Raw genomic sequence first — 12,557 nt, 5'->3', positions numbered from 1 at the left:
GACGGGCCGAGACCGGCCTGCCAGCTCGTCCGACGGCTCGTCAAAGCAGGAACACCGCGCAGGCCGGGTCGCGGAGCATCCGGCCCATGAGGGCCGCGTCCGGCACGGCCGGGTCGAGGGCGAGCACCGCCGCGCCTTCGATCGCCGGACCGAGGTCGAGCCGGACCGTCTCGTCGCCGAGCCACGCCTCGATCACCCGCGGCATCTGCCCCGACTCGCCGCGCAGGACGAGGAGCGGAGGCGCGCCGTCCGCGGCCTCGAGGATCTCCAGCGCGAAGGCGCCGACCCGGCGCCGGAGAATCGCGCCGTCCGAGGCGGCCGCGGCGAGCGGCGCGTGGGCGAGCGCCAGGGCGCCGAGCATCGTCCGGTAGCGCCGGGCCGTCGCGGGGTCGCCGCGGATCGCCCGCACCGTCGCGAGGTCGACCGGGCCGTCGGGCGCACGGGTCGCGTGGGCCCAGAGCCCCGCGTGGTCCGGCCGGGCGGTCGTCGCCGCATCGCGCACGAGGGCGCGGGCCGCGTGGATCTCGGCGAGGAGCCGTGCCGCGTCGCTCACGCCGCGGCCTCCCCGGCATAGGCCGCCGCGAACGCGACCGCGAAGACGTCCCGATCCGCCGGGAACAGCGCGTCCAGTGGCCGGTGCCGGGCGAGTCCGTCGAGCGACCGCTCCAGGTCGGCCGCCGCCTCGGCGAGGCGCAGCAGCGCCGGTTCGGCGGCCGCGAACCCGGCCGTGAGCCCCTCCCGATCGTCGAATCCGGCGCGGCGGACGCGGCGCAGGTCGGCCTCGGCGGCCTCCAGCGCGCCCCGCACCGCCTCGGGCAGCGCGTCGCGATCGGCGATCCGGAGGGCCGCCGCGATGCGCAGCATCCGGTCGAGATGGGCCGCGAGCAGTCCCGCGCGCGTCCGGAGTTCGGCGTAGCTCTCGGCCTCCAGGCAGGTCGCCCGCTCGGCGATGGCGGCGCCGCCGCCGCCGCGGCGCAGGCGGTTGGCGATGCCCGACTGGACCCGGCCGAAGCTCACGGCGCGGAGCGTCGTCAGCGGGCGGGTCCGGTGGTAGGGCTCGAGGCGCAGGAAGTCGGCCAGGTCCTCGCGCTCGGCGCCGGTGAGGATCTTCGGGCCCTCCGGCCAGTCCGCCAGGACGGTCGCCAGCGCCGCGGCGGGTTCGGCGGCCGCGAGATCGCCCAGGGCCGCGTCCAGCCGCTCCTCCCAGCCCGCGTGGGCGTCGAGGGCGGCGGGGGCCGCGAGGGCGTCGAGGCCTTCGAGGAGGCGGCCGGCCGCCTCGAAGGTCACGAAATGCTCCGCGACGATGCGGAAGCCCGGTCGCTCGCCCGTCGCCATCTCGGCGCGCCAGAAATCGAGGATGTCGTCGTCCGCGACCGACCGGCGGCCGCCCAGGAAGGTCAGGAGCGCCCGGAAGCGCCGCTCCAGCGGCGCCAGCGGCAGATGGGCGTTCCGGTAGGCGGCGAGATGCCGGGCCAGCCGCTTGGCCAGGATCGCCGCGCTTTCCGCGTCGGGCGCGGCGGCGAGTTCGTCGAGCCAGCCCGCGACGGTCGCGAACTGGGCCAGGTCCTCCGCGGTGAGCACGAACTCGGCCAGCGCGAGCAGCCGGGCGAGCCCGGCCCAGCCGGTGGACCAGGCGGTGCCGAGCACGGGGCCGCGGTCGTCGACGGCCGGGCCGCCGCCGAAGCGCGCCGAGAGGGCGGCCGGTCGCGCGAGGCCCGGGTCCAGGGCGAGGGTGATGAGATCGCGCCCGTCGCGGGCCCCGGCCGCCTCGGCCAGCGCGGCGAGGGCGTGGGCGAGGTCCCACAGGGGCTTGTCGCGGTTCGGGCGCACGGCACCCGTGACCACGCGGGCGAGCCAGGCACGGTCGGCGCGGGAGAGATCGCGGCCGTCGCCGACGTTGGCGAGGTCGGCCGCGCAGCGCTCATCGTATCCGCCCGTCATGCGCCTCCCGGTCGCGGGCTGCCACGCAACCCCTTGTGATCGTTCGATTCGCCTTATGGTTACCTCGCGACCGGCCATCCGTCGACCTCCGGCGGCCATCCGGGCGCCACCCGTCTGCTCTGGGCGGCCCAGACGCGCTTCTGATCCCGTCGCGCTCCGGCTCAGCGCACCACGACGCGCGCGGCGGCCTCCGTGACCCCGGGCGTGGCCCGGATCCGGTCGAGCAGGTCCAGCACGTCCGGGGGCTGCAGGAGACGCGCCTCGCCGTCGGCGCCCGGCGCCGCCGCCAGCCACCGCGCGGCGAGCTCCGGCGGCAGGCCGCCCGGCACGCCGAAGCAGGCGAACAGGTTCTCGAAGGGCTCCCCCGCGACGATCTCGTCGAGGCCGTAGCCCCGCGGATAGCGCCGCGAGTCTCCCGGCTTGAGGGCCAGCTGCGAGGCCGGGTTGTCGCGCACCGGCAGGGCGACGAAGGCGGTCTCGTCGGCCGCGACCACCCAGCAGTACAGGTTCTGCGCGACGCGGGACTCGATGCGCATCTCCAGGCGCTGACCGGCCGCGAACGGGGTGGCGGCGGCCGCCACCGAGAGGCGGCCGGCATCCGTGCGCGCGGTGGCGGCGAGGTGATCCAGGAACGGCCGCGGGACGGGATCGCAGCCGAGCCCCTCCGTCGCGATCCGGCGTCGCCCCGTCGGGGCCAGGACGGCGCCGTCGCGCTGGAACTCGACCTCCATCCAGGATTGCCGGTCGTGGTCCGTGCGGAAGCGGCCGCGCGCGGTGACGGTGCCGGCGCAGGCGGTGCCGGGCGGCCGGCGGCGCACGTCGAGGCGCGCGCCGCGGAGCACCCGGTTGGCCGAGCGGGCCTCCGCGTCGAGGGCGATGACGAGGCGGTCCGTGAGGGCGCCGGCACAGGTGGAATGGCCGCCCTCCGCCACGAACGGGCAGACCTCGACGGCGCCGGCATTCGGTGCGGCCTGCGCGAACGCCTTCACCGCACCGTCCATGACCGCGTCGACGTCGGCGACGCCGGCGCCGACATGGATCGGCACGACCAGAGGGTCGCTCGTCGCCTTGCAGGCGGCGCTCTGCGTCACGGCCTGGAGCCGGAGGGAGGCGGTCTCGCCGGCCCGGCTGGGCTCGACCAGGAACACGGCCGCGTCCCCCGCGAAGGCGGACCGGATCTGCGCCTCGGCCTCCGCACCCGAGAGGCCCGTCGTGCCCTCGCGCAGGGCCTTGATCCGCACGACGTCGGCCGCCGCCGCCAGCCTGACCCGGCCGGTCGCCTGGAGCCGCGCCTCGACGGCGAGGCGCACTTCCTCGGACTGCTCGCGCGACAGGGCCGTCTGGCCGGGCTCGACGCCGACGACCGCGAGCGTCAGGTCCGGCCGGCCGGCACAGGCCGCCACCGCGTCGAGGAACGGTGCCAGCGTCTGCGTCGCGGGGTCGGCGCGCGCCGCCGCCGGGGCGAGCAGCAGCGCGGCGAGGAGAAGGCGCCTCATTCGGTCTCGTTCGCCCGGGCGTACTGATCGAGGGCGCGGACGAAGACCGGATTGAACCGCCCGTCCAGGGCACCGGTGTAGTAATCCGCGTCCTTGATGGCGCGCTGCACCGAGCGGATCGTCTCGGGCTTGAGCTTCTGGGCGGCGGTGTCGGTCGCCGAGACGGAGGCGGCGCCGAGTTCCCCGTGCTTCAGCGCGCGCAGGACCAAGTCGGCCGAGCGCACGCCGGGGAAATACCGCCCGAAGCCGTTGTCGATCAGCGTCGCCATCGTGGCCATGGCCACCGGGTCGCCCCGGTCCGCCGCTTGCCGGAAGAGGTCGAAGCCCTGGCGCAGGTCCTTCGGGAAGCCGTAGGCGCCCGTCGCGTAGTGCGGCACGAGCTTGCTGATCGACGCGACGTCGCCCCCGGCCACGGCGCGGCGATACAGGGCGACCGCCTGCGCCTCGTCCTTCGGGATGCCGTTGCCGTACTCCAGCATCCGGGCGGCGTTGGCCAGCGCCACCACGTTCCCGCCTTCGCCCGCCTGCCGGTAGAGGCGGAACGCCTCGGCCTGCTGGCGCTTCACGCCCTGGCCGTTCTCGTAGAGGGCGGCGAGGTTGTTCAGCGCCGAGATGCTCCCGGCCTTGGCGGCGCGGTCGTAGGCGGCGAAGGCCTCCTTGTAGCGGTCGGCCCGGTCGTAGGCGCGGCCGAGCTGGTAGGAGAGCCGGCGCAGGTCCGGATAGGCGGCCGCGGCCCCGCGGCAGGCGTCGATCGCGGCGGCGGGCTCGATCCGGCCGAGCTTCACGCCCGCGACCCCGCTCGGACGGTCGGGATCGTCCGTGCCGGCGGCGAGCTCGTCGCAGCGCTTGACGCGCGGATCGGCGCTCGGGTCCTTGCCGCCGAGATAGCCCTCGGCGAGGCTGCGATAGGCGCAGACCTCGCCGCAGGAATCGAGATAGGCCTGATATTGCCGCTGGGTCCCGAACTTGGCCCAGTTCTCCTGGTCGATCGCCGCCGCGTCCCGGCGCCGCCCGGCCAGGAGCCTGTCCATGGCCTGAGGCCGGTACAGGCAGGTCTCGCCGCAGGCGCCGATATAGGCCTCGAAGCCCTCCCGGGTGCCGAGCGCTTCGGCCCGCCGCCAGGCCGCCTCGTCCCGGATAGCCTCGACCCCCTTCGCGACGGCCGCCACCGGCAGGGAAGCCTTGAGGACGATCGGGGCCTCGTCGATCTCGGGTACCTGCTCGCGGCCCGACGCGCGGCGGGCCGCGTCCTCCACCTCGCGGCGGAGGTAGCGCTTCAGCTCCGTCCACTGCACGAGCCCGTCGCCGTCGCCCTGATGGTCGCGCGCGTCGGCGAGGCCCGACACACCCATCAGGAACCGGCTGGTCAGCAGGCCGAGCTTGTTCGCCTCGTCCCAGTTGGCCGGTGTCGCGCCCGATGTCGCCACCAGCCGGACGATGCCGCCCTCCGTCTTCGGCCGGGCGGGCGCGAAGCCGGGCGCGGACACAGCCAGCAGGCTCTCGCCCTTGCGGCCGGTCTCGCCGGTGAAGCAGGCATCGACCATCACGACGAGCTGGTGGTCGGCGCCGATCTTGCGCTTCACGAGCTCGAGGTTGCGGTACAGGGTCTCCAGCGCGTACCCGCTCTCGCCCTGGTTCGGGTTGCCGTCCTCGGGCAGCAGGAACGGCTGCTTGGTGGCGAGATCCGGGACGCCGTGGCCGGAATAGTACACGAAGACGTTCGAGCGGCCCTCGCGCACGCTGCGCCAGAGGCGGCCGGATTGCGGATTCCGCTCGGTGCCGAAGACCTGGTTGAACTCGTTGAGGGTCGCGTCCTTCAGGAGGAAGACGTTGCTCTCGCGGTAGCCCAGGCGCTCGATCAGGTAGGCGCGGATCGCCTCGGCATCGTTGTGCGCGTAGTCGACAGGCACGGTCTGCTTGTAGCTGCGGTTCCCGATCACCACCGCCACGGCATCGGCATTGTCGGCGAAGGCTGCCGGATCCGGGGCGGCCCTGGCCGGCGCGAGCGGGGCGAGGCAGGTCATCCCGATCACGATGAGCGCGGTGCGGGCGGCCCGCCGCAGCGCGGATACCGGGTTGGCTCTCGGCAAGCGCGTCCTCCTGTCCGGGTCGCGGCCCGGTTTCATCGTCCTCGGAGCGGGGCGCACCCGGTCGGCACGCGCGACAGGGTTATCCGCTGGAGGATCGGGAAACAATCTCACGGTGTGAGCGCGGCCGGTCGAGGCGGGCTCCGCGACGATGCGGATGACATCGGGGGCACAGGTGCCGGCGCGGGGAGCGGGCATCTCAGCCCCAGCCGAGATACGCGACGATCAGGCTGAGGGCGGCGAGGTGGAGCGGCGAGAGGGCGGTCAGCATGGTCTCGCTCCTCACGGCAGGTAGAGACCGCGGCCGCAGCGGCGGGCGCGCCGCGCCTCGAAGTAGCCGGTGTAGCGATTGTAGACCTCGACCGTGCGGTAGACGCAGTAACGGCCGGAGTTGCGGCCGTTGTAGTAGACGCCGCCGTTGTCGAGATCGACGCCGAGGAACTCCTGGTTCCCGTGCTGCGGCGCGGCTTCCTGGGCGAGGGCGGGACCCGCGGCGCAGAGTAGGCTGGCGGCGAGGACGAGGATCTTGGTCTTGGTCATCTCGGGTCTCCCTGGTCGGGCGGTGGATCGTCCGCCTCGACAGGGGCATGGGTCGGCCAGACGCGGTTTCGTGCGGCCGGCGCGGTGTGACGCGAAAAATTTCTTCCGACAGGCGCGGCCGAGATGGCGTCGGTCGTCCGGTAACCGCCCGACGGCGGCGGTGCCCGTCGCCATCGACGGCAGGGTCACCCCGATCAGCCTTGACCCACAGGACCGTCGGCGCGCTCCGATCGAGAGCGACGCGGGCACTGCGTTCTGTCCAGAACACGCGACGCGACGGCGTCGAATGCTCATCATCCGCCGCAAGCCATCCCGGCTTACTGAACCGGTAACACTATTTCTCACGATTGGTTGACCCGGGATCGGAGAGGGGTCAATACAGCGTCCACTGATCGTTGAGGGTCTATGCGATGGACGGCGAATACTGTTAAACGCTTCTATTCATTTGAGAGATATTCATGAAATCTCTCGTGGTGGCATTGGCTGCGCGCGTGGCGGACCGGATCGTGCTCCCGACCGCCTGAGGGTGGACAGGCTCTCGCCGCCGACCGCCCGGATCCGGTCCGCCACGCCTGCGCAACCGTGCGCGGACTGCAGAGCTGTTCTCGACGCCGGTGCGGATCGCGCGCGGTGTCGACTCGGAAACGACATCTCCCGGGGCCGACATGTGCCAGGTGTTTCAGCATCCTCCGCGCTCAGCTTGCCTGACCGTCCGTCCTGGGGACCCTCACACCCGATCGGTCTCGGCTCTCCTCGGCGTCGGGATCGTGAGCGCGGCCTTGCTCGGCCCGGCGATTCCGGCGCGGGCCGACGATGGGCCGAGCTACGGCGATGACCGACGCGGCATCTTCCTGCCCTTCCTCAACGCGCCGCGGCCCGGCGACGCCATCACGAAGTCCCCGCGCCTCGGCCTGTCGTTCGGCGGCGAGCCTCGTCCGGTGCTCGTTGATACCGGTTCGACCGGCATCGTGGTCTCAGCCGCTCGGATTCCCGACAACGAGAGCCTGCCGAGCGAGCCCGGACGGCTGACCTACTCGAGTTCCGGCCGGATCATGGTCGGACGCTGGGTGCGCGTCCCGGTTTCCATCGTCGGCCGCGATGGAGCGAGCGTGGTCACGCAGCCCATCCGGGTCCTCGCCGTCGACCGGATCGACTGCACCGCGCGCGCCCGCAGCTGCACGCCCGAGGCGGCGCCGGCCCACGTGGCGATGATGGGGATCGGTTTCGGCCGCGAGGACGACAGCCAGACGCAGAGCACGCCGGACACCAATCCGCTCCTCAACGCGGAGCCGCCGGGACCCGGTTCGGTGCGCCGCGGCTACGTGCTGACCCGACGCGGCGTGCATGTCGGCCTGACGCGCGCCAACACGCGCGGCCGCTACCGCTTCGTGAAGCTCGACCCGCACCCGCACGTGCCGGGCGACTGGCTCGGCGTTCCCGTCTGCATCACCGTCGACGGCCGTGAGCCCGCCGCCTGCGGCCGGGGGCTCCTCGATACCGGTGTCACCGGCATGTTCCTGACGCTGCCGCCGTCCCAGGTCGCCGACAGCCTCCGGGCCGATGCGGGCGATCACGCCATGCTCCGCCCGGGAACGCGTCTAGGCTTCCAGTTCGGCGACGCGGCCGGCTACGCGATCGATGTCGGCGACCGAGCCGCGCCGCTCGCTCCCGAACGCATCGTCCTCAACACGGTGCGCCCGCAGCCTTTCGTCAACACGGGGCTGCATGTCCTGAACGGCTTCGACGTCCTCTACGACGCCGACCGCGGCTATTACGGCTTCCGGGCCCGCGACGCACAGTCGGCGTCCGACGACCCGTGATCTGCGCATCGGCCGCCGTGTCGTCCGCCCTCTCCCGCACCGAGTCCGCCATGCTGCGCAACGCAATTCTCACTGCCGTGATCCTCGTCCCGACCGCCGGATACGCGGCGGAGGTCGATTGCGGCGCCTCCGCGAACCAGATGGACGCCAACGTCTGCACGGCCCAGGAATTCGACCGGGCCGATGCGGAGCTGAACCGCCGCTACGCGACCCTGCGCAGCAAGCTCGACGAGAACGGCCGACGCAATCTGGTCGCCGCCGAGCGCGCCTGGATCGCCTTCCGCGATTCCGAGTGCAACCTGCGGACCGGCTTCAACACGCTGACGCCCGACGACAACGGAAGCATCGCCCCGATGCTCCTGGGCGCGTGCAAGATCACGCTGACGCGCCAGCGGATCCAGGACCTGGCAGCCCAGATCAAGTGTCCGGGCGGCGACCTGTCGTGCTCGCCCTGACTGCCTCCCGTCTTTCCCAACCACCCGGCCGAGTGAGCTGCCATGATCATCGTCACGACCGAAAACATTCCGAATTACCACGTGCGCGAGGTCCGCGGCCCCTGCTTCGGCGCCGTGGTGCACAGCCGCGGTGCGGTGGGCAATTTCACCGCCGGACTGCGCAGCATCATGGGCGGCGAGATCAGCGAGTACAGCCAGCTGATCGAGCAGGCGCGGTCGCAGGCGATCGACCGCATGGCGCAGAACGCGGCGCAACTCGGCGCCAACGCCGTCGTCATGATGCGTTTCGATACCGCGGACACCGACCAGTCGATGATGGGCGTCGTCGCCTACGGCACCGCCGTGGTCGTCGAGGCACGCTGAGGTCGCGGCCCGGGCCGCGTTCCGCTCCGACCCGCCGTCACCCGCCGCGCGCAGGACCCCGCAGCCGGGTCGATGCGACGCGCGAACCGGATCCCAGTGCCATGAATCACAAGCGCCCTTGCCTGCTGCCGGCCTCGGCCCCCGTCCTTGCCGGGCTGCTCGCCTGCCTCGCCGTGCCGACGACCGCCGAAGCCGACCAGCCGTCCGCGAAACTGTGTCTGACCGAGACCTCGACGCCGGGCACGACGGCGTGCATGACCCGCGCCCTGCAGGAGGCCGACGCGAAGCTCAACGCGGCCTACAAGAAGGCGATGTCGGTGATCGATCACGACGACCGCACGCCGGACCCCGACGCCAGGGCGCTCTGGAAGACGCGACTCGAGCGGGCGCAGCGGGCCTGGATCGCCTTCCGGGACGCGGATTGCGGCGACCTGACCGACAGCGAGTGGGCCAACGGGAGCGGCGCGAACGCGGCGCTGCCCGCTTGCCTCTACGACAAGACCGTCCAGAGGACGGACGACCTGCTGAGCCGCTACCCGCTGCATTGAGAAGCGGCGCGGCATCGCCAGCAGCTCGTCGCGATCCGGTGAACACTTCGGTTCCGCCGGAAGCTCCTGCGGCCCCGATGCAGTCCTCGTCCGCCTGCGGACGGGCGGCCGTCCGGCGCCCGATCTCACCCCGCTTCGATGGGACCGGGAGGACGCGGCGCCGGCGGCTCGGCCGGCGGGTCCCCGTCGGGCGGTGCGGGCTCCGGCAGCGGGTCGTCGATGGGTGGCAGCGGGTCGTCCCCGGGACGCGGCGTATCCGACGACATGGTGCGGTGTCCTGTCCGAATCTTCGGGCGGTCGGGGACGTAACGCGCGTCGGTCCGGTCGGATGCGGCCTCGTCAGCCGAAGGTCAGCGCCGACCGTTCCCGGAGCGCCTTGCGCAGGGCCCGGCTGAGGTCGGCCACCGAGTAGGGCTTGTGCAGGAGCTCGAAGCCGTCGGTGCCCTCCGACGCCAGCACGTGGCTGTAGCCGGAGGTGAGGACGACGGGCAGGTAGGGACGACGGCGCCTGATCTCCCGGGCCAGATCGACGCCGTTCATGCCCGGCATCACCACGTCGGAGAAGACGATCTCGATCTCCTGGCCGTTCGCTTCGATCGTGGCGATGGCCGCCTGCGCGTCCTTCACCCAGACAGCCCTGTAGCCGAGTTCCACGAGGGCTTGCCGGGCGAAGGCGCCGACCTCCTCGTTGTCCTCCACCACGAGGACGGGCGTGCCGTGACCCTCGGCGAGCGGCTCCGGCTCGTCCGGCACGCCCTCCTGGACCTCCGCCTGCTGGGACCGCGGCAGGAACAGCGTGAAGGTGGTCCCGACGCCGACGACGCTGTCGACCGCGACGTCACCGCCCGACTGCTTGGCGAAGCCGAACACCTGGCTGAGGCCGAGGCCGGTGCCGTGGCCGACGCCCTTCGTCGTGAAGAACGGCTCGAAGATGCGTTCGAGGAGGTCCGCTTCGATGCCCGAGCCGGTATCCGAGACCGACACGGCCACGAAATCGCCGGGCACGGCCGGATGCGCCCGCAGCGCCGGGATCCGGTCCGCGCGCCGCACCTTGATCACGAGGCGGCCCTCGCCCTGCATGGCATCGCGGGCGTTCACCACGAGGTTGACGAGGGCCGTGTCGAACTGGCTGGGGTCGGCATCGACGTGGCAGCGCAGCCTGCGGCCGTCCGCGTCCGTGCCGGCATCCGTGTCGGTCGCGACGTGGATGCGCGCGCCGGTCAGCGTGCCGACCATGTCGGCGATGGCGGCCACCGACTGCACCACGTCGAAGATCGACGGTCGGAGTGCCTGCCGGCGCGCGAAGGCCAGCAACTGGCTGGTCAATCTGGCGGCGCGGTCGACCGTGTCGGCGATGGCGTCGACGTAGCGGCCCCGCCGATCCTCGCTGAGGCCCGGTCGCTTCAACAGATCGGTCGACGACTTGATGACGGTCAGCAGGTTGTTGAAGTCGTGCGCCACGCCGCCGGTGAGCTGCCCGACGGCCTCCATCTTCTGCGACTGACGCAGCTGCTCCTCGAGGGCGCGGCGCTCCGTGACGTCGCGCCCTGTCGCGTGGAACCGGTCCCCGCGCGCGATGGCGTTCCAGGCGATCCAGCGATACGCGCCGTCGGCGGTCCGGAACCGGACGTCGAGGTCCGACAGCGTGTGGCCGGTCCGCAGCGTCTCGAACGCGCTGGCCGCGGTCTCGCCGTCGTCCGGATGGATCAGGGTATCGATGCGGATGCCGACCAAGCTGCCGGCCGGCCACCCGAGCAGCTCCGTCCAGGCCGGGTTGACCGCCTGGCAGGTTCCGTCGAGGGCGCAGACCACGAGAAGGTCGCGGCTCGTCCGCCAGACCAGGTCATGCTCGATCTTCCGGTCGCGCGTCCGGGCCTCCCGCCGCTCCTCGTCCGCCTGCCGGGCCGCCGGATCCTCGAGAAGGATCGCGACGCGGTTCTGCGTCCCGCTACCGGTCCGCATCGCGCGGACGTCGAGGATGGGCCCCGTTCGCGACAGGGCTCCCTTGAACCGGGCGCTGTGCCCGGATCGCGCTACCTCACCGAGGGTGTCGAACCAGCGTCGGGCGTGGTCCGGCTCGAGCGCGCTCATCCAGCGTCCCGCCGCGGCGCCGAGGCCGGACTGATCCTCGAAGGCGGCGTTGGTCTCCACCACGCGGTAATCCGCGGCCCTGCCATCCCCGTCGAAGCGCAGCTCGACGATGCAGAAGCCCACCGCGTCGTCCGCCCGGGCATGCCGCGGCGCGATGGTCCGCTCGACGGCCTGCGCCTCGCGCTGCCGGAAGCGGGTGAGGTCGAGCTGACTGCCGAAGAAGAACAGCAACTCGCCGAGCGGTCCGAAGACGGGGCTGATGTAGAGTTCGTTGACGAAGGTGCTGCCGTCGCGCCGATAGTTCAGCAGCTCGACCACCACGTCGCGCCGCGCGGCGATGGCATCGCGGATGCGGGCGACATCGGCCGGATCCGTCGCGGGCCCCTGGAGGAAGCGACAATTGCGCCCGATCAGCTCTCCCGCCGAGTAGCCGGAGAGTTCCAGGAAGGCGCGGTTGGCGAAGACGATCGGGTTGTCGGGCAGGTTCGGATCGGTGACGATCATCGCCATCCGGGTCTTGTCGGCGGCGGTGAACAGAAGATCGGAGCGGGCGGTGCCGACTCCGGCCAGAGTGGTTGTCGGGGCGGTGACTGGGGCCTGTGACGCGCGCAGGCGCGCGTTCTCATCAACCAGCGCGCGCTCGCGCCGACGCAGCCGCTCGACCTCCCCCCGAAGATCTTCGATGCTCATGGCCCGGTCTTATCCGGAGCCGCCGCCGCGTCCAACCGCAACCGGCACGCGGATGCGAGAAGGGGGTGTGACCTCTGGTCCCGACAGTGCCGGCGTCGGACACCGGGCGTTCGGATCCTGCGATGCCGAAAGGGGGCGGGTCCGCCGGTTCCTGACCCGCGATGACCGGCGCTGCCTCCACTGGAATCCGGGGGACAGCGGCGGGCTGCGGGCGGTCGTACCGCCGGGACCGGTCTCTCGCGTTCCGGCCGGATGCGACCTCGGGACCCCGCGAACGAGAACGGCCGGAGTTCGACTCCGGCCGTTCGGTCGACGCGGTGCGTGTCGCTTACCGCAGGAGCTGGAGGACGCCCTGCTGGGCTGAGTTGGCCAGCGACAGGGCCGAGATGCCCATCGACTGGCGGGTCGACAGCGCCTGCGAGTTCGCCGCCTCCTGGTTCAGGTCGGCGTTGGTCAGGTTGGCCGAGCCCGTCTGCAGCACGTTGATCAGCTGCTTGGAGAAGTCCTGGCGGTTCTGAACCACCGA

Annotated in this window: 11 protein-coding genes; 4 read left to right on the top strand and 7 right to left on the bottom strand. The window is 72.4% G+C overall.

Annotated elements, in window-relative coordinates; genetic code table 11:
• Window positions 1-40 precede the first annotated feature (40 nt).
• The 5 genes from H288_RS0121040 to H288_RS0121015 all read right to left on the bottom strand — a co-directional run bounded on the left by H288_RS0121040 (window position 41) and on the right by H288_RS0121015 (window position 6,064).
• Window positions 41-553, bottom strand: a complete 513-nt coding sequence (locus H288_RS0121040; RefSeq protein WP_020094553.1) for a hypothetical protein — start codon at window positions 551-553, stop codon at window positions 41-43.
• Window positions 550-1,941, bottom strand: coding sequence for a hypothetical protein (locus H288_RS0121035; protein ID WP_020094552.1), 1,392 nt, complete (start codon window positions 1,939-1,941; stop codon window positions 550-552). Before H288_RS0121035 ends, H288_RS0121040 begins: the two co-directional genes overlap by 4 nt.
• Before the next feature lie 161 nt (window positions 1,942-2,102).
• Window positions 2,103-3,437: a hypothetical protein gene (locus H288_RS0121030; protein WP_020094551.1), complete on the bottom strand. Its 1,335-nt coding sequence runs from the start codon at window positions 3,435-3,437 to the stop codon at window positions 2,103-2,105.
• A complete protein-coding gene (locus tag H288_RS0121025; RefSeq protein ID WP_020094550.1) occupies window positions 3,434-5,527 on the bottom strand; it encodes a caspase family protein in 2,094 nt (697 codons plus the stop codon). Before H288_RS0121025 ends, H288_RS0121030 begins: the two co-directional genes overlap by 4 nt.
• 279 nt (window positions 5,528-5,806) lie before the next feature.
• Window positions 5,807-6,064, bottom strand: a complete 258-nt coding sequence (locus H288_RS0121015; protein WP_020094549.1) for a hypothetical protein — start codon at window positions 6,062-6,064, stop codon at window positions 5,807-5,809.
• A 767-nt stretch (window positions 6,065-6,831) separates the two neighbouring features.
• Between H288_RS0121015 and H288_RS33550 the strand changes: the two genes are divergently transcribed.
• The 4 genes from H288_RS33550 to H288_RS0120995 all read left to right on the top strand — a co-directional run bounded on the left by H288_RS33550 (window position 6,832) and on the right by H288_RS0120995 (window position 9,250).
• Window positions 6,832-7,884: a hypothetical protein gene (locus tag H288_RS33550; RefSeq protein WP_020094548.1), complete on the top strand. Its 1,053-nt coding sequence runs from the start codon at window positions 6,832-6,834 to the stop codon at window positions 7,882-7,884.
• A gap of 50 nt (window positions 7,885-7,934) precedes the next feature.
• Window positions 7,935-8,339 (top strand): lysozyme inhibitor LprI family protein, encoded by a 405-nt coding sequence (locus H288_RS0121005; protein ID WP_051123767.1) that lies wholly within the window; start codon window positions 7,935-7,937, stop codon window positions 8,337-8,339.
• Between the two features lie 42 nt (window positions 8,340-8,381).
• Window positions 8,382-8,702, top strand: a complete 321-nt coding sequence (locus H288_RS0121000; RefSeq protein ID WP_020094546.1) for a YbjQ family protein — start codon at window positions 8,382-8,384, stop codon at window positions 8,700-8,702.
• A 101-nt stretch (window positions 8,703-8,803) separates the two neighbouring features.
• Window positions 8,804-9,250 carry a lysozyme inhibitor LprI family protein gene (locus H288_RS0120995; protein WP_020094545.1) on the top strand — a complete coding sequence of 149 codons (447 nt, stop codon included), beginning with the start codon at window positions 8,804-8,806 and terminating at the stop codon, window positions 9,248-9,250.
• A gap of 339 nt (window positions 9,251-9,589) precedes the next feature.
• On the opposite strand, the gene H288_RS0120990 is transcribed toward H288_RS0120995, so the two are convergent.
• On the bottom strand, window positions 9,590-12,031 hold the full coding sequence (locus tag H288_RS0120990; RefSeq protein WP_020094544.1) for a PAS domain S-box protein: 2,442 nt from the start codon (window positions 12,029-12,031) through the stop codon (window positions 9,590-9,592).
• 328 nt (window positions 12,032-12,359) lie between these two features.
• Window positions 12,360-12,557 (bottom strand): flagellin (locus tag H288_RS32605; RefSeq protein WP_043712904.1); only part of this gene is annotated, 198 nt, incomplete at its 5' end.

This window comes from Methylobacterium sp. 285MFTsu5.1, from assembly GCF_000383455.1.
GTDB lineage: Bacteria > Pseudomonadota > Alphaproteobacteria > Rhizobiales > Beijerinckiaceae > Methylobacterium.
Note: the sequence above shows the minus strand (reverse complement) of the source record. Positions and strands in the feature narration are given on the sequence as shown.

Bases quoted from the DNA above. Each gene is read 5' to 3' on its own strand.
- H288_RS0120995 (WP_020094545.1), top strand. From the start codon at position 8,804: ATGAATCACAAGCGCCCTTGCCTGCTGCCGGCCTCGGCCCCCGTCCTT.
- H288_RS0121035 (WP_020094552.1), bottom strand. From the start codon at position 1,941: ATGACGGGCGGATACGATGAGCGCTGCGCGGCCGACCTCGCCAACGTC.
- H288_RS0121005 (WP_051123767.1), top strand. From the start codon at position 7,935: ATGCTGCGCAACGCAATTCTCACTGCCGTGATCCTCGTCCCGACCGCC.
- H288_RS0120990 (WP_020094544.1), bottom strand. From the start codon at position 12,031: ATGAGCATCGAAGATCTTCGGGGGGAGGTCGAGCGGCTGCGTCGGCGC.
- H288_RS0121030 (WP_020094551.1), bottom strand. From the start codon at position 3,437: ATGAGGCGCCTTCTCCTCGCCGCGCTGCTGCTCGCCCCGGCGGCGGCG.
- H288_RS0121000 (WP_020094546.1), top strand. From the start codon at position 8,382: ATGATCATCGTCACGACCGAAAACATTCCGAATTACCACGTGCGCGAG.
- H288_RS0121015 (WP_020094549.1), bottom strand. From the start codon at position 6,064: ATGACCAAGACCAAGATCCTCGTCCTCGCCGCCAGCCTACTCTGCGCC.